Source organism: Clostridium sp. LIBA-8553 (genome assembly GCF_057782465.1).
Window position 1 is genome coordinate 3,183,982 of record NZ_CM173489.1, and the last position, 19,518, is coordinate 3,203,499.

General features: G+C 34.9%; 33 protein-coding genes. All 33 read right to left on the reverse strand.

The window, feature by feature from the left end; translation table 11 throughout:
• Positions 1-15: 15 nt before the first annotated feature.
• On the reverse strand, positions 16-963 hold the full coding sequence (locus AC2JAQ_RS14370; protein ID WP_003454404.1) for a DNA-directed RNA polymerase subunit alpha: 948 nt from the start codon (positions 961-963) through the stop codon (positions 16-18).
• 83 nt (positions 964-1,046) lie between these two features.
• Positions 1,047-1,667 carry a 30S ribosomal protein S4 gene (rpsD, locus tag AC2JAQ_RS14375; protein WP_003470276.1) on the reverse strand — a complete coding sequence of 207 codons (621 nt, stop codon included), beginning with the start codon at positions 1,665-1,667 and terminating at the stop codon, positions 1,047-1,049.
• A gap of 23 nt (positions 1,668-1,690) precedes the next feature.
• Positions 1,691-2,086, reverse strand: coding sequence for a 30S ribosomal protein S11 (gene rpsK, locus AC2JAQ_RS14380; RefSeq protein WP_003454436.1), 396 nt, complete (start codon positions 2,084-2,086; stop codon positions 1,691-1,693).
• 16 nt (positions 2,087-2,102) lie between these two features.
• A complete protein-coding gene (rpsM, locus tag AC2JAQ_RS14385; RefSeq protein ID WP_300351226.1) occupies positions 2,103-2,468 on the reverse strand; it encodes a 30S ribosomal protein S13 in 366 nt (121 codons plus the stop codon).
• A gap of 235 nt (positions 2,469-2,703) precedes the next feature.
• Positions 2,704-2,817 (reverse strand): 50S ribosomal protein L36, encoded by a 114-nt coding sequence (gene rpmJ / locus AC2JAQ_RS14390; protein ID WP_039312872.1) that lies wholly within the window; start codon positions 2,815-2,817, stop codon positions 2,704-2,706.
• Between the two features lie 12 nt (positions 2,818-2,829).
• Positions 2,830-3,048: a translation initiation factor IF-1 gene (infA, locus tag AC2JAQ_RS14395; RefSeq protein WP_300351220.1), complete on the reverse strand. Its 219-nt coding sequence runs from the start codon at positions 3,046-3,048 to the stop codon at positions 2,830-2,832.
• 7 nt (positions 3,049-3,055) lie between these two features.
• Positions 3,056-3,334 (reverse strand): KOW domain-containing RNA-binding protein, encoded by a 279-nt coding sequence (locus AC2JAQ_RS14400; protein ID WP_488458806.1) that lies wholly within the window; start codon positions 3,332-3,334, stop codon positions 3,056-3,058.
• 88 nt (positions 3,335-3,422) lie between these two features.
• Entirely contained in the window at positions 3,423-4,172 is a 750-nt protein-coding gene (map, locus tag AC2JAQ_RS14405) for a type I methionyl aminopeptidase (RefSeq protein WP_423239010.1), read from the reverse strand.
• Positions 4,172-4,822: an adenylate kinase gene (locus AC2JAQ_RS14410; RefSeq protein WP_488457030.1), complete on the reverse strand. Its 651-nt coding sequence runs from the start codon at positions 4,820-4,822 to the stop codon at positions 4,172-4,174. The genes map and AC2JAQ_RS14410 overlap by 1 nt, the downstream gene beginning before the upstream one ends.
• A gap of 26 nt (positions 4,823-4,848) precedes the next feature.
• Positions 4,849-6,126: a preprotein translocase subunit SecY gene (gene secY, locus AC2JAQ_RS14415; RefSeq protein ID WP_488457031.1), complete on the reverse strand. Its 1,278-nt coding sequence runs from the start codon at positions 6,124-6,126 to the stop codon at positions 4,849-4,851.
• A gap of 2 nt (positions 6,127-6,128) precedes the next feature.
• Positions 6,129-6,569 (reverse strand): 50S ribosomal protein L15, encoded by a 441-nt coding sequence (gene rplO, locus AC2JAQ_RS14420; protein WP_423239007.1) that lies wholly within the window; start codon positions 6,567-6,569, stop codon positions 6,129-6,131.
• Positions 6,570-6,602: 33 nt separating this feature from the next.
• A complete protein-coding gene (rpmD, locus tag AC2JAQ_RS14425; protein WP_322505130.1) occupies positions 6,603-6,782 on the reverse strand; it encodes a 50S ribosomal protein L30 in 180 nt (59 codons plus the stop codon).
• Positions 6,783-6,787: 5 nt separating this feature from the next.
• Positions 6,788-7,285 carry a 30S ribosomal protein S5 gene (rpsE, locus tag AC2JAQ_RS14430; RefSeq protein WP_423239006.1) on the reverse strand — a complete coding sequence of 166 codons (498 nt, stop codon included), beginning with the start codon at positions 7,283-7,285 and terminating at the stop codon, positions 6,788-6,790.
• A 20-nt stretch (positions 7,286-7,305) separates the two neighbouring features.
• Positions 7,306-7,665 carry a 50S ribosomal protein L18 gene (gene rplR, locus AC2JAQ_RS14435; RefSeq protein ID WP_003454424.1) on the reverse strand — a complete coding sequence of 120 codons (360 nt, stop codon included), beginning with the start codon at positions 7,663-7,665 and terminating at the stop codon, positions 7,306-7,308.
• Positions 7,666-7,695: 30 nt separating this feature from the next.
• Entirely contained in the window at positions 7,696-8,235 is a 540-nt protein-coding gene (gene rplF, locus AC2JAQ_RS14440) for a 50S ribosomal protein L6 (protein ID WP_060795071.1), read from the reverse strand.
• Between the two features lie 96 nt (positions 8,236-8,331).
• Positions 8,332-8,730, reverse strand: a complete 399-nt coding sequence (gene rpsH, locus AC2JAQ_RS14445; protein ID WP_003454446.1) for a 30S ribosomal protein S8 — start codon at positions 8,728-8,730, stop codon at positions 8,332-8,334.
• Positions 8,731-8,763: 33 nt separating this feature from the next.
• On the reverse strand, positions 8,764-8,949 hold the full coding sequence (locus AC2JAQ_RS14450) for a type Z 30S ribosomal protein S14 (RefSeq protein WP_003470274.1): 186 nt from the start codon (positions 8,947-8,949) through the stop codon (positions 8,764-8,766).
• Positions 8,950-8,965: 16 nt separating this feature from the next.
• Positions 8,966-9,505 carry a 50S ribosomal protein L5 gene (rplE, locus tag AC2JAQ_RS14455; RefSeq protein WP_003454431.1) on the reverse strand — a complete coding sequence of 180 codons (540 nt, stop codon included), beginning with the start codon at positions 9,503-9,505 and terminating at the stop codon, positions 8,966-8,968.
• A gap of 22 nt (positions 9,506-9,527) precedes the next feature.
• Positions 9,528-9,842, reverse strand: a complete 315-nt coding sequence (gene rplX / locus AC2JAQ_RS14460; protein ID WP_003454257.1) for a 50S ribosomal protein L24 — start codon at positions 9,840-9,842, stop codon at positions 9,528-9,530.
• A gap of 23 nt (positions 9,843-9,865) precedes the next feature.
• Positions 9,866-10,234: a 50S ribosomal protein L14 gene (gene rplN / locus AC2JAQ_RS14465; protein WP_008681183.1), complete on the reverse strand. Its 369-nt coding sequence runs from the start codon at positions 10,232-10,234 to the stop codon at positions 9,866-9,868.
• Positions 10,235-10,264: 30 nt separating this feature from the next.
• The gene (gene rpsQ, locus AC2JAQ_RS14470; RefSeq protein ID WP_003454312.1) at positions 10,265-10,519 is read right to left on the reverse strand and encodes a 30S ribosomal protein S17; all 255 of its coding nucleotides are present in this window, start codon (positions 10,517-10,519) and stop codon (positions 10,265-10,267) included.
• A gap of 21 nt (positions 10,520-10,540) precedes the next feature.
• Entirely contained in the window at positions 10,541-10,750 is a 210-nt protein-coding gene (gene rpmC, locus AC2JAQ_RS14475; RefSeq protein WP_003454396.1) for a 50S ribosomal protein L29, read from the reverse strand.
• The gene (gene rplP / locus AC2JAQ_RS14480; protein ID WP_003454381.1) at positions 10,750-11,184 is read right to left on the reverse strand and encodes a 50S ribosomal protein L16; all 435 of its coding nucleotides are present in this window, start codon (positions 11,182-11,184) and stop codon (positions 10,750-10,752) included. The genes rpmC and rplP overlap by 1 nt, the downstream gene beginning before the upstream one ends.
• Positions 11,185-11,214: 30 nt before the next feature.
• Positions 11,215-11,883: a 30S ribosomal protein S3 gene (rpsC, locus tag AC2JAQ_RS14485; RefSeq protein ID WP_003454406.1), complete on the reverse strand. Its 669-nt coding sequence runs from the start codon at positions 11,881-11,883 to the stop codon at positions 11,215-11,217.
• A 20-nt stretch (positions 11,884-11,903) separates the two neighbouring features.
• A complete protein-coding gene (gene rplV, locus AC2JAQ_RS14490; protein ID WP_322504993.1) occupies positions 11,904-12,239 on the reverse strand; it encodes a 50S ribosomal protein L22 in 336 nt (111 codons plus the stop codon).
• Positions 12,240-12,266: 27 nt separating this feature from the next.
• A complete protein-coding gene (gene rpsS, locus AC2JAQ_RS14495; RefSeq protein WP_003454422.1) occupies positions 12,267-12,548 on the reverse strand; it encodes a 30S ribosomal protein S19 in 282 nt (93 codons plus the stop codon).
• A gap of 70 nt (positions 12,549-12,618) precedes the next feature.
• A complete protein-coding gene (gene rplB, locus AC2JAQ_RS14500) occupies positions 12,619-13,452 on the reverse strand; it encodes a 50S ribosomal protein L2 (protein ID WP_003460473.1) in 834 nt (277 codons plus the stop codon).
• Positions 13,453-13,505: 53 nt separating this feature from the next.
• Positions 13,506-13,799, reverse strand: a complete 294-nt coding sequence (gene rplW / locus AC2JAQ_RS14505) for a 50S ribosomal protein L23 (RefSeq protein ID WP_003454311.1) — start codon at positions 13,797-13,799, stop codon at positions 13,506-13,508.
• Positions 13,799-14,413 (reverse strand): 50S ribosomal protein L4, encoded by a 615-nt coding sequence (rplD, locus tag AC2JAQ_RS14510; RefSeq protein WP_423239004.1) that lies wholly within the window; start codon positions 14,411-14,413, stop codon positions 13,799-13,801. The genes rplW and rplD overlap by 1 nt, the downstream gene beginning before the upstream one ends.
• 24 nt (positions 14,414-14,437) lie before the next feature.
• Positions 14,438-15,067 (reverse strand): 50S ribosomal protein L3, encoded by a 630-nt coding sequence (gene rplC / locus AC2JAQ_RS14515; RefSeq protein ID WP_423239003.1) that lies wholly within the window; start codon positions 15,065-15,067, stop codon positions 14,438-14,440.
• Positions 15,068-15,149: 82 nt separating this feature from the next.
• Complete coding sequence (gene rpsJ / locus AC2JAQ_RS14520; RefSeq protein WP_003479233.1) at positions 15,150-15,458, reverse strand: 30S ribosomal protein S10; 309 nt, start codon at positions 15,456-15,458, stop codon at positions 15,150-15,152.
• Positions 15,459-16,165: 707 nt separating this feature from the next.
• Complete coding sequence (gene tuf, locus AC2JAQ_RS14525; RefSeq protein ID WP_003452162.1) at positions 16,166-17,359, reverse strand: elongation factor Tu; 1,194 nt, start codon at positions 17,357-17,359, stop codon at positions 16,166-16,168.
• Positions 17,360-17,431: 72 nt separating this feature from the next.
• Positions 17,432-19,498: an elongation factor G gene (gene fusA / locus AC2JAQ_RS14530; RefSeq protein WP_488457032.1), complete on the reverse strand. Its 2,067-nt coding sequence runs from the start codon at positions 19,496-19,498 to the stop codon at positions 17,432-17,434.
• Positions 19,499-19,518: the final 20 nt, after the last annotated feature.

A 19,518-nucleotide genomic window follows, 5' to 3' on the forward strand; every position in this document is an offset into this window, starting at 1 on the left:
GCTTTACCTCCTCACCTACTCGTCATTTAGTCTTAAATTTAAGCCTAACTCGTTTAACTTTCTTTCTACTTCTTCTAGAGATTTCTTACCTAAGTTTCTAACTTTCATCATATCATCCATGCTCTTGCCTGCAAGCTCTTGAACAGTGTTTATACCTGCTCTTTTTAAGCAATTGTATGATCTTACTGATAAGTCTAGTTCTTCTATAGTCATCTCTAAAGCTTTTTCTTTTTTATCTTCTTCTTTTTCAATCATTATCTCAACATCATTAGCGTTGTCAGTTAAAGTCATGAATAATTTGAAGTGCTCTATAAGAATTTTAGCTGATAATGAAATCGCTTCTTCAATTCTTATAGTTCCATTAGTCCAAATTTCTAATGTAAGTTTATCATAGTCAGTAATTTGACCAACTCTTGTATTTTGAACAGAGAAATTAACTCTCTTTACAGGAGTGTATATAGAATCTATAGCAATAGCTGATAATGGAAGATCTTCTGTTTTATTTTTGTTTTGAGTAACATATCCTCTTCCTCTATTAACTACGATTTCCATATATAACTTACCATCGTTGTCTAATGTAGCGATATGTAGATCTTTGTTTACAACTTCTACATCACCATCTGTTTTTATATCTGCTCCAGTAACAACTCCTGGTCCTTGAGCATCGATATAAATAGTTTTTGGTCCTTCACCTTCCATAGTAAGTGCTAACATTTTAAGATTTAAGATTATCTCTGTAACATCTTCTTTAACACCTGTTATTGTTGAAAACTCATGAAGAACTGAATCTATTTTAACTGAAGTTGGAGCCACTCCAGGTAAAGAAGAAAGTAAGATTCTTCTTAATGCATTACCAAGAGTTATTCCATAACCTCTTTCTAATGGTTCTATTTCAAACTTACCATATGTTCCGTTATCGTTTGATTCAACACATTGAATTACTGGCTTTTCTATTTCTAACATTCAAAAACCCTCCTTAATATTAAAATGGCAACCTTATGAGGGCAACTGATCCAATTGTAAAAGTACTCTAAGATCAATAATTATTATTTGCTGTATAACTCAACGATTAGAGTCTCGTTAACTGGTACATCGATATCTTCTCTAGCTGGCTCAGCAACAACTTTACCTTCGAAGTTTTCAACGTTAGCTTCTAACCATTTTGGTAAAGCTTTTGGATTTTCAGCAAACATTTTGAATCTTTCTGATCCTCTGCTCTTTTCACAAACTGTTATAACATCGTTAACTGATACTTTGAATGATGCTATATCAACTTTCTTACCATTTACTAAGAAATGTCCGTGGTTTACTAATTGTCTAGCTTCTGTTCTTGAAGCACCATATCCTAATCTGTAAACAACGTTATCTAATCTCATTTCTAATAACTTAAGTAAGTTTTCACCGGCAATTCCTCTCATTTTTTCAGCTCTTTCATATGTGTTTCTGAACTGACCTTCAAGAACTCCGTATATTCTCTTAGCTTTTTGCTTCTCTCTTAATTGTGTTCCGTAGTTAGATAATTTCTTTCTGCTTGCTCCGTGTTGTCCTGGTGCATAGCTTCTTCTAACGAAAGCACATTTATCTGTATAACATCTATCCCCTTTTAGGAATAATTTCATACCTTCTCTTCTACATAACTTACATGTAGCTCCAGTATATCTTGCCATTCATTACACCTCCCGTGACGTTACTAAACTCTTCTTCTTTTTGGTGGTCTACATCCATTGTGTGGGATTGGAGTTACATCTTTTATTAAAGTAACTTCTAATCCAGCTGCTTGTAAGCTTCTTATAGCTGCTTCTCTTCCAGCACCTGGTCCTTTTACGTAAACCTCAACGCTTTTTAATCCGTGTTCCATAGCTGCTTTAGCCGCTGTTTCAGCTGCCATTTGAGCTGCAAATGGTGTGCTTTTTCTTGAACCTTTGAATCCAAGTCCACCAGCACTTGCCCATGCTAATGCATTTCCTTTTGCATCAGTTAAAGTAACTATTGAGTTATTGAATGTTGATTGGATGTGTGCTGCACCGTGCTCAACATTTTTTCTTTCTTTTCTTCTTCTAGTTTTTTTAACTTTTTGAGCTGCCATTGTCTTCCCTCCTTAACTATTTCTTCTTATTAGCTATTGTCTTCTTAGGACCTTTTCTAGTTCTAGCATTAGTCTTAGTTTTTTGTCCTCTAAGTGGAAGACCTTTTCTATGTCTGATTCCTCTGTATGAACCAATCTCAACTAATCTCTTTATGTTTAAAGCAACTTCTCTTCTTAAGTCACCTTCAACTGTTAATTCTTTAATGTAGTTTCTTATTGAGTTTACTTCGTCCTCAGTAAGATCCTTAACTCTTGTATCAGGATTAACTCCAGTTACTTCAAGAATTTTTTGTGATGTAGGTAATCCTATACCATATATATAAGTTAGACCTATTTCAACCCTTTTTTCTCTTGGTAGGTCGATACCTGCTATTCTTGCCATTAATGTTACACCTCCTGGTAATAAAAATACGAAATTGATTTACATTAATAAGTAACTCAATTGATCTATTGTTTATTTATATTTAAAATTTTAGGTTGATGGTTTTACCCATCACAGCCGCACCTAAAATTTATTTGCTATTATTTAAATGCCTATATAATCATATTTTACTTTTAAATAAAAGTCAATAAGAATTCGCTCCCAATTGACCTTTTTATTATGTTTTATTTACCTATTAGCCTTGTTTTTGTTTGTGCTTAGGATTTTCACAGATTACCATTACTCTTCCTTTTCTTCTTATAACTTTGCACTTTTCGCAAATAGGCTTAACTGATGGTCTTACTTTCATCGCTAACCCTCCTTATTTTGCTCTCCATGTAATTCTACCTCTTGTAAGATCATATGGTGAAAGTTCCACAGTAACCTTATCTCCTGGTAAAATTCTTATGAAGTTCATTCTTAACTTTCCTGAGATATGAGCTAATATTTTATGCCCACTCTCTAATTCAACTTCAAACATTGCATTTGGTAGGGATTCTAAAACCGTACCTTGCATTTCAATTATATCACTTTTTGACATAAGGTAATCAAACCTCCTTGTTAGTGCGATTAAGCTTTAAAAATCTTTTAATTTTAAGATTTACATTCTTATCCCTTGATATTATACATGATTTTAACTCATCATCCAATATCTCAGTAAGCACTACATGTTTTATTTTTTTCTTTTTTGGCATTTCAATGGTCTTAGTTGCTCCATTTGCTACTAGTAGATAATCATCTACCACTTCAATCACAATATATGATTTTCCTATATCTCTGCCTGCATTTGAAGTAACTAATCTACCAATTAAGTGAGTTTCTTGCAACTTATCCACCTCAAAGATTACCTTAGTCATAAACTACAAATTCCTTATAGGCAAATGTTAATTTATAACTAAGCAATATATATTAAAACTATTTTACAAGTGTTAATATTTCAGGACCATTAGGTAAAATTGCAACTGTATTTTCGTAATGTGCAGAAAGTTTCCCGTCTGCTGTTATTACTGTCCAGCCATCATCTAAAGTCTTGACTCTATATGATCCCATGTTTACCATTGGTTCAATAGCTAATACCATTCCAGCCATTAACTTTGGACCTCTGCCTGGTCTACCGAAATTAGGAACTTCAGGATCTTCATGTACTTTTCGGCCAATTCCATGTCCTACAAAGTCTCTAACAACAGAAAATCCATTGGCTTCAACATATTGCTGTATCTCATTAGAAATATCCGTTAATCTATTGTCTACATATGCCTTCTCTATCCCTTTAAAAAAGGACTCTTCAGTAATCCTAATAAGCTTTTTTGCTTCTTCTGATATATTTCCAACACCAAAAGTTCTAGCAGCATCACTGTGAAATCCATTTAGACAAACTCCACAATCAATAGAAACAATGTCTCCATCTTTTAATTCATAACTTCCTGGGAAACCATGAATTACTTGATTATTAACAGATATACATAATGAAGCTGGGAAACCATACAATCCTTTAAAGGATGGTGTAGCTCCATGCTTAGTTATAAACTCTTCAGCTATTCTATCTAATTCCGTAGTAGTAATACCAGGTCTTACTTTCTCCTTAAGCAGGTTAAGTGTTTCTCCAAGAAGCTTTCCTGCTTTCCTCATTAGGTCGATTTCATTCTCATTCTTAAGAATTATCATTACTTGTCGCTCCCTAATATTTTACAGATACTCTCAAAGACCTCGTTTATTGCTTGTGTTCCATCTACTACTGAAAGTTGCTTTTTGTTTTTATAAAAATCAATTAATGGTTGTGTTTGATTTTCGTACACATCAAGTCTTTCTTTCACTGTTTCCTCAGTGTCATCTTTTCTTTGTATAACATCTGATCCGCAAAGATCACATTTTCCATCATTAGCTGGTGGATTAAACTTTATGTGATAACTTGCTCCACATGAAGGACAAACTCTTCTTCCTGTCATTCTTTCAAGTATGAACTCTTTAGGTACTTCTATTAAAAGAGCTGTGTCTATTGACTCTCCTCTTTCAGTTAAGAAGTTATCTAAAGCTTCTGCTTGATGAACTGTTCTTGGGAAACCATCTAACAGATATCCATTTTTACAATCATCTTGCTGAAGTCTATCTTTTACCATGTTTATAGTTACTTCATCTGGAACTAACTGTCCATTATCCATGTATGTTTTAGCCTCAATACCTAAAGGAGTATTCTCAGAAATATTTTTTCTAAAAATATCTCCAGTAGATATATGAGGAATTGAATATCTATTACTAATTGATTTTGCCTGTGTTCCTTTTCCTGCTCCAGGAGGACCTAATAAAACTATCTTCACGGGCATCATCTCCATAACTTGTATTTCTATTTTAAGAATCCTTGGTAATGTCTCATTGTTAATTGAGATTCTAATTGTCTCATTATTTCTAATGAAACTGAAACTAAGATTAACAGTGATGTTCCTCCAAACTGTATTCCTTCAAAAGGAGTATAGTTTGCAACTAAAATAGGAACTACTGCTATAAATGCAGCAAAACATCCACCAAACATTGAAATTCTATTTAATACTTTCTCTAAATAAATCTCTGTTGGTTTACCAGGTCTTATTCCAGGAATGAAACCTGATGATTTATGCATATTCTCAGCCATTTCATCTGGCTTAAATGTTATTTGAGTATAGAACCAAGTAAAGAATATAGTCAGTAATGCATATAATACTGGATACATCCAAGTCTTCGCATTGAAAGGACTGTAAGAAGATCCTGTAATCCATTGTGACCATCCAGCTTCTGGGAAGAATTGAGCTATAGTTGTTGGGAAACTCATAACAGACATAGCAAAGATTATTGCTATAACAGTTGTTCCAATAATACTTAATGGAATATGAGTTGATTGTCCCTTCATCATTTTGTTACCTACGGCTTTACCTGCATATTGTACAGTAATTCTTCTTTCAGCTAATGATAAGTAAATTACACCTGCTAATAAAGCTAATGTAAAGAAAATAAATAATGCTACTTCAACAATATTTATTTTACCTATCTTACTTAAGTTATATATTTGATAACCAGTCATTGGTAAACTTGATAATATATTCGCAAATATTATCAAAGAAGTACCATTTCCTACTCCCTTAACAGTAATTTGATCTCCTAGCCACATTAAGAAAGTTGATCCTACTATTAATGTTAGTAATATTAAGAACATACTAACTGGAGAAGTGCTCTTAAGTGCACCTACATTGTGAATTATCACATAAGTTCCATAAGCTGTAATTGCTCCAATAACAATTGAAGCATATCTAGTTATCTTTTGGATTTTCTTTCTTCCGTCATCTCCCTCTTTAGATAATTGCTCTAATTTAGGAATTGCAACTGTTAAAAGCTGCATAATGATTGAAGCATTAATGTATGGTACAACACCTAAAGCGAATATACTAAATCTACTAAAAGAACCACCAGAAATTAAATCATAGAAGCTTACTAAGCTTCCTGATTGTGTTAAAGCTTTCAGACTATCTGTATCAATTCCAGGAACAGGAATATAACTTCCCATCCTGAAAATTGCTATTAAGAATACAGTCCAAATTATTTTTTTTCTTAAATCTTGAACCTTCCAGGCATTACGTAGGGTTGATAGCACGATTATTTCACCTCAACTTTTCCTCCAGCTGCAACTATTTTTTCAGCTGCTTGCTTTGATAACTTGCAACCTGCGATAGTTAAGTTCTTTTCTATGTTTCCATTTCCTAAGATCTTAACTCCGTCCATTAGTTTACTTACTACTCTTTTTTCTAATAGTAATTCTGGAGTAACTTCTGTTCCATTATCGAATATGTTTAATCTATCAACATTGATTGTTACAAAATGTTTTGTAAATGGGTTAGTGAATCCTCTTTTAGGAAGTCTTCTGTATAATGGCATCTGACCACCTTCAAATCCAGGTCTAACTCCACCACCTGATCTAGCATTTTGACCTTTTTCACCTTTTCCGGCATTTCTTCCTAATCCTGAACCAGTACCTCTACCAACTCTTTTTGGAGCTGATTTACTACCAGCTGCTGGTCTTAATTCATGAAGTTTCATATGTTATTACACCTCCTCTAACGCTCTATTTAATTATGCTTCTTCAACTTTTAGTAGATAACTAACTTTGTTTATCATACCTTTTATTTGAGGAGTTTCCTCATGCTCTACTGTTTTACCTATTTTTCTAAGTCCAAGGGCATGTGCAGTAGCGATATGGTCTTTTTTTCTACCAATTAAGCTTTTAACTAATGTTACCTTTAGCATCGCTATCCCTCCTAACCTAATATCTCTTCAACAGATTTTCCTCTTAATTTAGCTATATCTTCAGCTGTTCTTAAGCTAGCTAATCCGTTGATAGTTGCTTTTACCATGTTTCTTGGGTTGTTTGAACCTAATGATTTAGCTCTAACATCCTTTAATCCTGCTAATTCAAGAACTGATCTTGCAGGACCTCCAGCTATAACTCCTGTACCTTCAGTAGCTGGCATTATAAGTACATCTCCTGTACCGAATTTTCCGTGTATTTCATGAGGAACAGTAGTTCCAACTATTGAAACTTCAACTAAGTTTTTCTTAGCATCTTCTATTCCTTTTCTTATTGCTTCAGGGATTTCGATAGATTTACCAGTTCCAACACCAACGTGTCCGTTCTCGTCTCCAACAACAACTAACGCACTGAATCTGAAGTTTCTACCACCCTTAACAACCTTAGTAACTCTGCTTATACTAACAACCTTTTCTTTAAGGTCTAGTGTGCTAGGATCGATTCTCATGTATTTCCCCTCCTTGTAGATTAGAATTTTAATCCGGCTTCTCTTGCTCCGCTAGCTAAAGCCTCTACTCTTCCGTGATATACGTATCCACCTCTGTCGAATACTACATCATTTATTCCTTTTTCTATAGCTCTTTTAGCAACTAATTCTCCAACTAATTTAGCAGCTTCTTTGTTGCTTCCTTTAACTTCGATAGCTTTATCTAAGCTTGAAGCAGCTACTAAAGTAACAGCATTAACGTCGTCTATTATTTGAGCATATATGTTCTTTTCACTTCTATATACAGATAATCTTGGTCTTTCTGGAGTTCCGAATACCTTCTTACGAACTCTTAGGTGACGTCTTTCTCTTGCTTCTTTTCTGTCTGCCTTTTTGAACATAAGGTTCACTCCTTTCTATATTAGTATTTATTATTTACCAGTTTTACCTTCTTTTCTTCTTATAACTTCATCAGAGTACTTGATTCCTTTACCTTTGTATGGCTCTGGTTTTCTCCATGATCTGATGTTAGCAGCAACTGCTCCAACTTTCTCTTTATCGATACCTTCAACGATAACTTTAGTTGTTCCATCTAATTTGAAGTCTACTCCATCAACTGGTTCAACTTCTACTGGATGTGAATATCCTAAGTTCATAACAAGTTTCTTTCCTTGTAATTGAGCTCTGTATCCAACTCCGTTTAACTCTAAAGTTTTTGAGAAACCTTGGCTTACTCCAACAACCATGTTGTTAAGTAAAGCTCTAGTTAATCCGTGAAGTGCTCTGTGTTCTTTAACGTCACTTGGTCTAGTAACAACTACTTGAGCATCTTCTACAGCTATATTAATGTCTTTGTGCATAGCTTTAACTAATTCACCCTTAGGGCCTTTTACTGTAACAACGTTCTCTGGTGTTACAGTAACAGTTACTCCAGCAGGGATAGCTATAGGCATTTTACCTACTCTTGACATAATGCGCACCTCCTGTGAATTTGGTCCTTATTTTTTTTAAATTTATCTCTTTGCTTCAATCTATTTAAATCTATGTTATTTTCTCAATCTAAAAAATTACCAAACGTAGCAGATAACTTCTCCGCCTAATCCTAATTTTCTAGCTTCTCTGTCAACTACTAATCCTTTTGAAGTTGATATTAAAGCGATACCTAATCCGTTTAATACTCTAGGAACTTCATCTTTCTTGCAGTAAACTCTTAAACCTGGTTTTGATATTCTCTTTAAACCAGTTATAACTCTTTCATTGTTTGCTCCGTACTTTAAAGTTAATCTCATCATAGGAACTACACCATCGTTGTATTCCTCTACTCCTTTAAGATAACCTTCTTGTAATAATATATTTACGATAGCCTTCTTAACACTTGAAGAAGGTACTTCAACAACTTCGTGTCTTACTGAGTTCGCGTTTCTCACACGAGTTAGTAAGTCTGCGATAGGATCTGTCATAACCATTATATTGTGCCTCCTTTCATTCTACTAGTTATATTACCAGCTTGCCTTTCTACATCCAGGAATTTCACCTTTGTAAGCTAATTCTCTGAAGCAGATACGGCAAATTCCGAATTTCTTTAATACAGAATGTGGTCTTCCACATAATCTACATCTAGTATACGCTCTAGTTTTGTATTTAGGTTCTTTTTTCCATTTTTCGATCATTGCCTTACGAGCCATGCGTATCCCCTCCTTATTATTGAGCGAATGGCATTCCAAGGAATCTTAATAATTCTCTTGCTTCTTCGTCTGTGTTAGCACTAGTAACGAAGATTATATCCATTCCTCTTACTTTATCTACTTTATCATACTCGATTTCTGGGAATATTAATTGTTCCTTAATTCCTAATGAGTAGTTTCCTCTTCCATCAAATGCTTTAGCTGAAACTCCTCTGAAGTCTCTTACTCTAGGTAAAGCTATTGAAACTAATTTATCTACGAATTCGTACATATTAGTCTTTCTTAAAGTAACTTTACATCCTAAAGCCATGTTCTCTCTTATTTTGAAGTTAGCAACTGACTTTTTAGCTCTTGTTAATACAGGCTTTTGTCCAGCGATTATTTGTAAATCACTAACAGCTGATTCTAGAACCTTAGGATTGTCTTTAGCTTCTCCTACTCCCATGTTTATAACAACTTTTTCTATTTTAGGAACTTGCATTATGTTTTTGTATCCGAACTTTTCCATCATAGCTGGAACTACTTCTTTTTCATATCTTTCTTGAAGTCTATTCACGTAAAGTACCTCCTTTCAAATTTTAGAATGTTTCTCCACACTTCTTACATACTCTTACTTTTGCACCGTCTTCTAATAACTTATGGCTTATTCTTGTAGCCTTTTTGCATTTTTCACAGAATAACATAACTTTTGAGCTGTTTATTGCAGCTTCCATTTCTATTATTCCACCTTGCATGTTTTGTCTATTAGGTTTTTGATGCTTTTTAACTAAGTTAACTCCTTTAACTACTACTTTACCAGTCTTAGGAATTACTCTTAAAACTTCACCAGTTTTTCCTTTATCTTTACCTGATATAACTACTACTGTGTCGTTCTTTCTAACATGTACCTTCATCTTAGCCACCTCCTAATCGTTTATTATAGAACTTCTGGTGCTAATGATAAGATTTTATTGAACTCATTATCTCTTAGCTCTCTAGCAACTGGTCCAAAGATACGAGTTCCTCTTGGTTGCTTATCATCTTTTATTATTACAGCTGCATTTTCATCAAACTTGATGTATGAACCGTCAGCTCTTCTTAGTCCTCTTACTGATCTTACAATAACTGCTTTAACAACGTCTCCTTTTTTAACAACTCCGCCTGGTGTTGCACTTTTAACGCTAGCAACTATTACATCTCCGATATTTCCGAATTTTCTTTTAGATCCGCCTAAAACTCTTATGCACATTATTTCTTTTGCACCTGAGTTATCAGCAACCTTTAGTAAGGTTTGTTGTTGTATCATGAAATTAACCTCCTTTCAGACTTTAGAAAACTATTTTGCTTTCTCTACTATCTCAACAAGTCTCCATCTCTTATCTTTAGATAATGGTCTAGTTTCCATTATAAGAACTCTATCTCCGAATCTAGCCTCATTATTTTCATCATGAGCTTTGAACTTAGTTGTTCTGTTAACAGTTTTTCCGTATAGTGGATGTCTAACCTTTGTTTCAACCGCAACAACGATAGTTTTATCCATTTTATCAGAAACAACTCTACCTAATCTCTTTTTTCTTAAATTTCTTTCCACAGCGGTTACCTCCTTTCAGGATTACTGCTCAATCTTTAACTCTTCTTCTCTTATGATTGTTTTGATTTGAGCTATTGATTTTTTTACTTCTCTGATTCTCATTGGGTTTTCTAATTGACCTGTAGCTAATTGGAATCTTAAATTGAATAACTCAGCTTTAAGGTCTCCTAATTTCTTTATTAAATCTTGAGGATTGCTTGTTCTTAGTTCTTTTAACTCTCTAGCTTTCATTATTCTTCACCACCCATTTCCTCAAAATCTCTTCTTGTAACGAACTTAGTCTTTACAGGAAGTTTGTGTGAAGCAAGTCTCATAGCTTCTCTTGCTTTCTCTTCATCAACTCCAGATAATTCAAATAAAACTCTACCTGGTTTAACTACTGCTACCCAGTATTCAACTGAACCTTTACCTGAACCCATTCTTGTTTCAGCTGGTTTCTCAGTTACAGGTTTGTCTGGGAATATTTTTATCCAAAGCTTTCCGCCTCTTCTTATATATCTATTGATAGCTATTCTCGCAGCTTCTATTTGGTTACTAGTGATCCATCCACAAGTTGTAGCTTGGATTCCGAAATCTCCGTAAGCTAGAAAGTTTCCTCTAGTTGCCTTACCTTTCATTCTACCACGTTGTACCTTACGATGTTTAACTCTTTTAGGCATTAACATGTTATATTCCTCCTTTCTTAGTGCATCCTATTATGCGTTAGCTTCTTCCTTTTTCTCAACTTTTTTAGTTGGAAGAACTTCTCCATTGTAAACCCACACTTTAACACCGATTTTACCGTAAGTTGTATCAGCTTCAGCAAATCCATAATCGATGTCAGCTCTTATTGTTTGTAGTGGGATTGTTCCTTCATTGTATTGCTCAGTTCTTGCTATTTCAGCTCCGCCTAATCTACCTGAACAAGCAGTTTTAACACCTAATGTGCCAGCTTTCATTGCTCTTTGGATAGTTTGCTTCATAGCTCTTCTAAATGATATTCTCTTTTCTAATTGAGCAGCAATGTTTTCAGCCATTAATTGAGCGTTAGTTTCAGCGTTCTTAACCTCAACGATGTTTATTAAAACATTCTTCTCAGCTATTATATTTTTTAAGCTAGCTTTTAATCTTTCGATTCCTGAACCACCTTTTCCGATGATTACTCCTGGCTTAGCTGTGTGTATGTTTAACTTAACTCTTTTAGCTGATCTTTCGATTTCAATCTTAGCGATTCCAGCTGAGAAAAGTTCTTTCTTTATGAATTTTCTTATTTGTTGGTCTTCTATTAAGTTGTCAGCAAAATTTTTCTTATCAGCATACCATTTTGCATCCCAATCTTTAATTACACCAACTCTTAGTCCGTGAGGATGTACTTTTTGTCCCATGCTTTTCCCTCCTTACCTTATTAAGCTCTTTCTTTAACAACAAGTGTTATATGACTTGTTCTCTTGTTTATTCTGAATGCTTTACCATGATCCATTGGTCTGAATCTTTTTAAAGTTGGTCCATGACCTACATGTGCTTCTGCAACAAATAATCTGTTTGCATCTAACTCATGATTGTTCTCCGCATTAGCTACTGCTGATTTTAAAACTTTGTTTATAACCTCAGCGGCATCTCTTGGAGTATATTTTAAAATTGCGAAAGCTTCGTTTACGTTCTTTCCTCTTATTAAATCAAGAACAACTCCTACTTTAGTTGGAGACATTCTTACATATTTAGCTATAGCTTTAGCTTCCATCTAAAGATCCTCCTTTCCCGGATACTATTATTTTCTCTTTGATGTTTTTTCGTTTTTAATATGACCTTTGAAAGTTCTTGTTAAAACGAATTCTCCTAATTTATGTCCAACCATATCTTCTGTAACATAAACTGGGATATGTTTTCTTCCATCATGAACAGCTATTGTATGGCCTATCATTTGTGGGAATATAGTTGAGCTTCTTGACCAAGTTTTGATAACTTTCTTATCTCCATTTTGGTTCATTTCTTCTATTTTCTTTAAAAGACCTGCATGCACGAAAGGTCCTTTCTTAATTGATCTACTCACTAGAATTTCCTCCCTTCATAAACTTAATTATGCCGCCAAACTGTGAAGAGAATATTTAATTCTCTCCAAACTATTTAGCGTTTCTTCTCTTAATGATGAATCTATCTGAGTATTTTTTGTTCTTTCTAGTTTTGTATCCAAGTGCTGGTTTACCCCATGGAGTAACTGGACTTGGTCTACCGATAGGAGATCTACCTTCTCCACCACCGTGAGGGTGATCGCAAGGGTTCATTACAGAACCTCTAACTGTTGGTCTCCATCCCATGTGTCTCTTTCTACCAGCTTTACCGATATTTACGATCTCATGAGTTGTGTTTGATACTGTTCCAACAGTAGCTTTACATTCTATTCTTACGTATCTCATTTCGCCTGATGGTAATCTTAATGTAGCATAGTTTCCTTCTTTAGCCATTAACTGAGCTGAAGTACCTGCTGATCTTACCATTTGGCCACCTTTTCCAGCTTGTAACTCTATGTTATGAACAAAAGTACCTACTGGCATGTGCTTTAATTGAAGAGCGTTACCTGGCTTGATATCAGCCTCTGGTCCTGATACAACTGTATCTCCTACTTTTAAACCTACAGGAGCAAGTATGTATCTCTTCTCTCCATCAGCGTAAACAACAAGTGCTATGTAAGCTGATCTATTTGGATCGTACTCTACTGTAGCAACTTTTGCTGGGATTCCATCCTTATTTCTTTTGAAATCTATTATTCTATATTTTCTCTTAGCTCCACCACCATGGTGTCTAACAGTTATTTTACCTTGTGCGTTTCTACCACCAGTTTTCTTTAAAGAAACAAGAAGTGACTTTTCAGGTGCATTTGTAGTAACTTCTTCAAATGTTGGCATAGTCATTTGTCTTCTTGATGGTGTAGTTGGGTTAAACTTTTTAAGTGCCATTATTGTCCCTCCTTCTTATAGCTTATCTGGCCTCAACCAATACCTGCTTTTTATTATTGCATTCCTTCGAAGAACTCAATGCTGCTACCTTCTGCTAAAGTTATAACAGCTTTTTTGAAGTCAGCTCTTTTTCCGATATGAACTCCAACTCTCTTAGTTTTTCCTTCGAATCTCATAGTCTTAACGTCAGCAACTTTTACGTTGAAAACTTCTTCTACAGCTCTCTTTATTTGTACTTTGTTAGCTGCCATATGAACTATGAAGGTGTATTTATTTTCAGCCATAGCTGCCATACTCTTCTCAGTTATAACTGGTTTTCTGATTATATCATGGCTTGTTAACTTCATTATGCGTACACCTCCTCAATTTTGTTTACAGCTTCTTTAGTTATCATTAATGTTTTGCAGTTTAATAAATCATAAACATTGATGTTGTTAACAGGCATAACTGTTACACCTTCGATGTTTCTAGCTGATTTATATACATTTTCATTAACTTCAGCTGTTATTATTAATGTCTTCTTAGCTTCGAAAGCATTTAACATTTTAACTGCTTCCTTAGTTTTTGGAGCTTCGAAAGTTAAGTCTTCTAAAACAACCATATCTGCAACTTTGCTAGTTAAAGCAGAAGTCATAGCTACTTTCTTCATGCTCTTTGGTATTGACATTCTGTAATCTCTTGGTTTTGGTGCAAATACAACTCCACCTTTGATCCATTGAGGCGCTCTGATAGAACCTTGTCTTGCTCTACCTGTTCCTTTTTGTCTCCAAGGCTTGATTCCGCCTCCTCTTACCTCAGATCTTGTTTTAGCTGATTGAGTACCTTGTCTCTTGTTAGCTAATTGAGCCACTACTACTTGGTGTAAAGCATATTTGTTTACTTCAACTCCAAATACTTGCTCGTTTAATTGGATATCTCCAACTTGTTGTCCTTCTTTATTAAATAAACCTACTTTAGGCATTACGCTTCCTCCTTTCTACAGAAATTAAGCCTTAACGCTGTTTCTTATAACTACTGTGCCTTTATTTGGACCTGGGATTCCACCCTTGATTAAGATTATGTTCTTTTCAGGCATTATCTTAACAACTTCTAAGTTAAGAACTGTAGTGTTCTTAGCTCCCATATGTCCAGGCATTCTCTTGTTCTTGAAAGTTCTTGATGGGTCTGAAGCAGCTCCCATTGAACCTGGTGCTCTGTGGAATTTAGAACCGTGAGACATTGGTCCTCTACTAGCATTCCATCTTTTAATTGTACCTTGGAATCCCTTACCTTTAGAAACTCCTGATACGTCTACTTTATCTCCAATTTCAAATGTGTCAACTTTTATTTCGTCTCCAACATTGTAACTAGCAACATCTTCCATTCTGAACTCTTTTAAAGTTCTTCTTAAAGAAACACCTGCTTTAGCGAAATGTCCTTTTCTTGGTTTGTTAACTAATTTTTCTCTTAACTCACCGAATCCAACTTGTATTGCGTCATATCCATCAGTTTCAACTGTTTTCTTTTGAACTACAACACATGGACCAGCTTCAACTACAGTTACAGGGATTACTCTACCATTCTCATCGAATATTTGAGTCATTCCAACTTTTTTACCTATGATAGCTTTTTTCATGTGGTTACACCTCCTAAACGTATTAGCGGATTGCCTCTGCAATCATAACAGTTCAATCTCTTAATTCAATCTAAATAAACTATTAAAGTTTTATTTCGATATCAACACCTGCTGGTAAGTTTAATCTCATTAATGCATCAACAGTTTTTGGTGATGGATTAACGATGTCTATTAATCTCTTATGAGTTCTTACTTCGAACTGCTCTCTAGAGTCTTTGTACTTATGTACAGCTCTTAAGATTGTTATAACATCTTTTTCAGTTGGTAGTGGAACTGGTCCAACAACCTTTGCTCCTGTTGACTTAGCAGTTTCAACAATTTTCTCAGCTGATTGATCTAATATTGTATGATCAAATGCTTTTAATCTTATTCTTATTTTTTGTTTTGACATTTGGTTTCCCTCCTTTTCATGTACGCTTTACTTCTAACGCACAACAGTAAGTATGTGTAAACTGTCCCTGGTGTTTCACACCTTAAACATGTTCACCTAACCCCTGTCGTTGGATTCTAGATCCTAACATGCTCATCAAGAATTACCCGGAAGTCCGGCAACCTCTTGATTCATCGCTGTTCGCTTTACAACTTCTTCATTATACTATGTATATTACGTTTTTTCAAGTATTTTTTTAGAAGTTTTAGCATATACATTTTTTATAATTTTTGACCTTAAAACCGTCCAAAAAATAAAACACTAATATTAATAATATACTATTTTAAAAATTTTTCAACAAGAATTTTATTCCTAACAAAAAATTCATATTATTATTCTTACCACAAAAAAAATTCTAATTATATTATATTTAATTTTTTTATAAAAGCAATATATTATTAAAAAAAATAAAAAGAGAGAGGAAATTCCTCTCTCTTCACAGGCCTTTTAATGAACTCTCTTTAAAAATCAAAAACTGTTGCGCATTAGTTCTGATTTTTAAGAGCTTTCTAGTATATACGTCTATATATTAGAAATTTTTCTTTATTAATCCTCAAGTTACACTCTTTTGCGCTAAGAACGTAAGTTAGGTTTAACTCAGCATGAACTCCCGTTGTTCATCGGTACTATTTTAAAATTTATATTTAAGCTTTTCTAAAAAGTTAGAATTACTCGATTATTGAAGTAACAACTCCTGAACCTACAGTTCTTCCACCTTCTCTGATAGCGAATCTTAATCCTTCATCCATAGCGATTTCAGTGATTAATTCAACTTCCATGTCGATGTGGTCTCCAGGCATAACCATTTCCATTCCTTCTGGTAATTTAATTGATCCTGTAACGTCTGTTGTTCTGAAGTAGAATTGTGGTCTGTATCCATCGAAGAATGGAGTGTGTCTTCCACCTTCTTCTTTTTTAAGTACGTATACTTGACCTACGAATTTTTTGTGTGGGTTGATTGTTCCAACTTGAGCTAAAACTTGACCTCTTTCGATGTCTGTTCTTTGGATACCTCTTAATAATGCTCCGATGTTATCTCCAGCTTGTGCTTCATCTAATAACTTTCTGAACATTTCGATTCCTGTTACAACTGTTTTTCTTCTTTCTTCAGTTAATCCGATTACTTCTACTTCGTCTCCTACATGTAGAACTCCTCTTTCAACTCTTCCTGTTGCAACTGTTCCTCTACCAGTGATTGTGAATACGTCCTCTACTGGCATTAAGAATGGCTTATCTGTTGCTCTTTCTGGTGTTGGGATGTAGCTATCTACAGCATCCATTAACTCTCTGATACAAGCTGTTGCAGCTTCGTCAGTTGGGTTTTCTAATGCTACTAAAGCTGATCCTTTGATTACTGGAATGTCGTCTCCTGGGAAGTTGTACTCGCTTAATAACTCTCTAACTTCCATTTCAACTAATTCTAATAATTCTTCGTCGTCAACCATATCTGCTTTGTTTAAGAATACTACGATGTGATCAACTCCAACTCTTGATGATAATAAGATGTGCTCTCTTGTTTGAGGCATTGGACCATCAGCTGCTGAACAAACTAAGATAGCTCCGTCCATTTGAGCTGCTCCAGTGATCATGTTTTTAACGTAGTCAGCATGTCCTGGACAGTCAACGTGAGCGTAGTGTCTGTTAGCTGTTTCGTACTCAACGTGAGCTGTGTTGATTGTGATTCCTCTTTCTTTTTCTTCTGGAGCTTTATCTATCTCATCATATTTGAATGCTTCTGCTCCACCAGCTTGTGCTAAAACTGTTGTTATAGCTGCTGTTAAAGTTGTTTTACCGTGGTCTACGTGACCGATTGTTCCAATGTTAACGTGTGGTTTGCTTCTTTCAAATTTTGCTTTTGACATTGCAAATTCCTCCTTTAATTTTGAAATATTATATACATTTATGTATTAAAGAAGCTTTAAAAGCTTCTTTAATTATTTATTTTTTTTACCTGCAACTTCTTCTTGGATGCTCTTTGGAACGTCATCATAGTGATCAAATTCCATTGCATAAGTTCCTCTACCTTGAGTTCTTGATCTTAATGCAGTTGCGTATCCAAACATTTCTGATAGTGGGATGAATGCTCTTATGATTTGTGCACCATTTCTTGAGTCCATTCCTTCCATTCTACCTCTTCTTGAGTTAACATCTCCTATAACGTCTCCCATATACTCTTCTGGTACAGTTATTTCAACTTTCATTATAGGCTCAAGTAATACAGCATCAGCTTTAGCCATAGCGTTTTTGAATGCCATAGATCCAGCTATTTTGAATGCCATTTCTGATGAGTCAACGTCATGATATGATCCATCAAATAATCTTACTTTGAAGTTTATAACTGGGTATCCAGCTATTATACCGCTTTCTGAAGCTTCTCTGATTCCGTTATCTACTGCAGGAATGTATTCTCTTGGAATAGCTCCTCCAACGATAGCATTTTCGAATTCATATTCACCTTCAGTTGGTATCATTTCTATCTTACAGTGTCCGTATTGTCCTCTACCACCAGATTGTCTAGCGAACTTAGCTTCAGCTTCAACAGCCTTCTTGATAGTTTCTTTGTAAGCAACTTGAGGAGCACCTACGTTACACTCTACTTTGAATTCTCTTTGTAATCTATCTACGATGATATCTAAGTGAAGCTCACCCATACCAGCTATGATAGTTTGACCTGTTTCTTGATCAGTCCAAGTTTTGAAAGTTGGATCCTCTTCAGCAAGCTTTGATAAAGCTATACCCATTTTTTCTTGACCAGCTTTTGTCTTTGGCTCGATAGCGATAGATATAACTGGCTCTGGGAATTCCATTTTTTCAAGTATTATTGGAGCTGACTCTGCACATAAAGTATCTCCAGTAGTTGTGTTTTTAAGACCTATTACAGCTCCTAATTCAGCAGCTTCTAATGATTCAACTTCCTCTCTTGAGTTAGCGTGCATCTTAACAAGTCTTCCGATTCTTTCTTTTTTACCCTTAGTTGAGTTTAATACGTATGAACCGCTTTCTAAAACTCCTGAGTAAACTCTTGTGAATGCTAATCTTCCAACGAATGGATCAGTAGCGATTTTGAATGCTAAAGCTGACATTGGAGCATCATCTGAAGCTTCTCTAGTCTCTTCTTCTCCATCTAAGTTAGTACCTTTAACAGCAGGTATATCTAATGGTGATGGTAAGTAATCAACAACACCATCGATCATTTGTTGAACACCTTTGTTTTTGTATGATGATCCACAGATAACTGGGATTATTTCATTATTTATAGTAGCTTTTCTTAAAGCTGTTTTTAATTCTTCAAGAGTTAATTCTTCACCCTCTAAGTATTTCATCATTAACTCTTCATCAGTTTCAGCAATAGCTTCTATCATAGCAGCTCTGTATTCTTCTGCTTTATCAACTAAATCAGCTGGGATATCAGTTACATCGATATCTTTTCCTAGGTCATCTTTGAATATGATTGCTTTATTTATTAATAAGTCAACCATTCCTTGGAATTGATCTTCTTGACCTATTGGAATTTGGATAGCAACAGCATTAGCTTGTAATCTTTCTCTAACTGTGTTTATACAGTTGTAGTAGTCAGCTCCTGTAGCATCCATTTTGTTTACGTATATCATTCTTGGAACGCCGTACTTATCTGCCTGTCTCCAAACAGTTTCAGTTTGTGGCTCAACTCCACTCTTAGCATCAAGAACAGTAACAGCTCCATCAAGAACTCTTAATGATCTTTCAACCTCAACTGTGAAGTCTACGTGTCCTGGAGTATCGATTATGTTTAACTCATAACCTTTCCAGAAACAAGTTGTAGCAGCAGAAGTTATTGTTATACCTCTTTCTTGCTCTTGAGCCATCCAGTCCATAGTTGAAGCTCCATCATGAGTTTCCCCTATTTTGTGGTTTCTTCCTGTATAGAAAAGAATACGCTCAGTAGTTGTTGTTTTACCAGCATCTATATGTGCCATTATTCCGAAGTTACGGAATTTCTCTAACGGATATTGTCTAGCCATTGTGACTCCTCCTCTCAACG

Coding starts and splice junctions, on each gene's coding strand:
- AC2JAQ_RS14370 (WP_003454404.1), bottom strand. CDS start 963: ATGTTAGAAATAGAAAAGCCAGTAATTCAATGTGTTGAATCAAACGAT.
- rpsD (WP_003470276.1), bottom strand. CDS start 1,667: ATGGCAAGATATACTGGAGCTACATGTAAGTTATGTAGAAGAGAAGGT.
- rpsK (WP_003454436.1), bottom strand. CDS start 2,086: ATGGCAGCTCAAAAAGTTAAAAAAACTAGAAGAAGAAAAGAAAGAAAA.
- rpsM (WP_300351226.1), bottom strand. CDS start 2,468: ATGGCAAGAATAGCAGGTATCGACCTACCAAGAGAAAAAAGGGTTGAA.
- rpmJ (WP_039312872.1), bottom strand. CDS start 2,817: ATGAAAGTAAGACCATCAGTTAAGCCTATTTGCGAAAAGTGCAAAGTT.
- infA (WP_300351220.1), bottom strand. CDS start 3,048: ATGTCAAAAAGTGATATAATTGAAATGCAAGGTACGGTTTTAGAATCC.
- map (WP_423239010.1), bottom strand. CDS start 4,172: ATGATAATTCTTAAGAATGAGAATGAAATCGACCTAATGAGGAAAGCA.
- rplO (WP_423239007.1), bottom strand. CDS start 6,569: ATGAAACTTCATGAATTAAGACCAGCAGCTGGTAGTAAATCAGCTCCA.
- rpsE (WP_423239006.1), bottom strand. CDS start 7,285: ATGAGAATCGATCCTAGCACACTAGACCTTAAAGAAAAGGTTGTTAGT.
- rplR (WP_003454424.1), bottom strand. CDS start 7,665: ATGTTCAAAAAGGCAGACAGAAAAGAAGCAAGAGAAAGACGTCACCTA.
- rplF (WP_060795071.1), bottom strand. CDS start 8,235: ATGTCAAGAGTAGGTAAAATGCCTATAGCTATCCCTGCTGGAGTAACT.
- rpsH (WP_003454446.1), bottom strand. CDS start 8,730: ATGGTTATGACAGATCCTATCGCAGACTTACTAACTCGTGTGAGAAAC.
- AC2JAQ_RS14450 (WP_003470274.1), bottom strand. CDS start 8,949: ATGGCTCGTAAGGCAATGATCGAAAAATGGAAAAAAGAACCTAAATAC.
- rplX (WP_003454257.1), bottom strand. CDS start 9,842: ATGAAGGTACATGTTAGAAAGAACGACACAGTAGTAGTTATATCAGGT.
- rplN (WP_008681183.1), bottom strand. CDS start 10,234: ATGATACAACAACAAACCTTACTAAAGGTTGCTGATAACTCAGGTGCA.
- rpmC (WP_003454396.1), bottom strand. CDS start 10,750: ATGAAAGCTAGAGAGTTAAAAGAACTAAGAACAAGCAATCCTCAAGAT.
- rplP (WP_003454381.1), bottom strand. CDS start 11,184: ATGTTAATGCCTAAAAGAGTTAAACATCGTAAGGTACAACGTGGTAGA.
- rpsC (WP_003454406.1), bottom strand. CDS start 11,883: ATGGGACAAAAAGTACATCCTCACGGACTAAGAGTTGGTGTAATTAAA.
- rplV (WP_322504993.1), bottom strand. CDS start 12,239: ATGGAAGCTAAAGCTATAGCTAAATATGTAAGAATGTCTCCAACTAAA.
- rplB (WP_003460473.1), bottom strand. CDS start 13,452: ATGGCACTTAAAAAGTTTAACCCAACTACACCATCAAGAAGACAAATG.
- rplW (WP_003454311.1), bottom strand. CDS start 13,799: ATGAAGTTAACAAGCCATGATATAATCAGAAAACCAGTTATAACTGAG.
- rplD (WP_423239004.1), bottom strand. CDS start 14,413: ATGCCTAAAGTAGGTTTATTTAATAAAGAAGGACAACAAGTTGGAGAT.
- rplC (WP_423239003.1), bottom strand. CDS start 15,067: ATGAAAAAAGCTATCATAGGTAAAAAAGTTGGAATGACTCAAATATTC.
- rpsJ (WP_003479233.1), bottom strand. CDS start 15,458: ATGTCAAAACAAAAAATAAGAATAAGATTAAAAGCATTTGATCATACA.
- tuf (WP_003452162.1), bottom strand. CDS start 17,359: ATGTCAAAAGCAAAATTTGAAAGAAGCAAACCACACGTTAACATTGGA.
- fusA (WP_488457032.1), bottom strand. CDS start 19,498: ATGGCTAGACAATATCCGTTAGAGAAATTCCGTAACTTCGGAATAATG.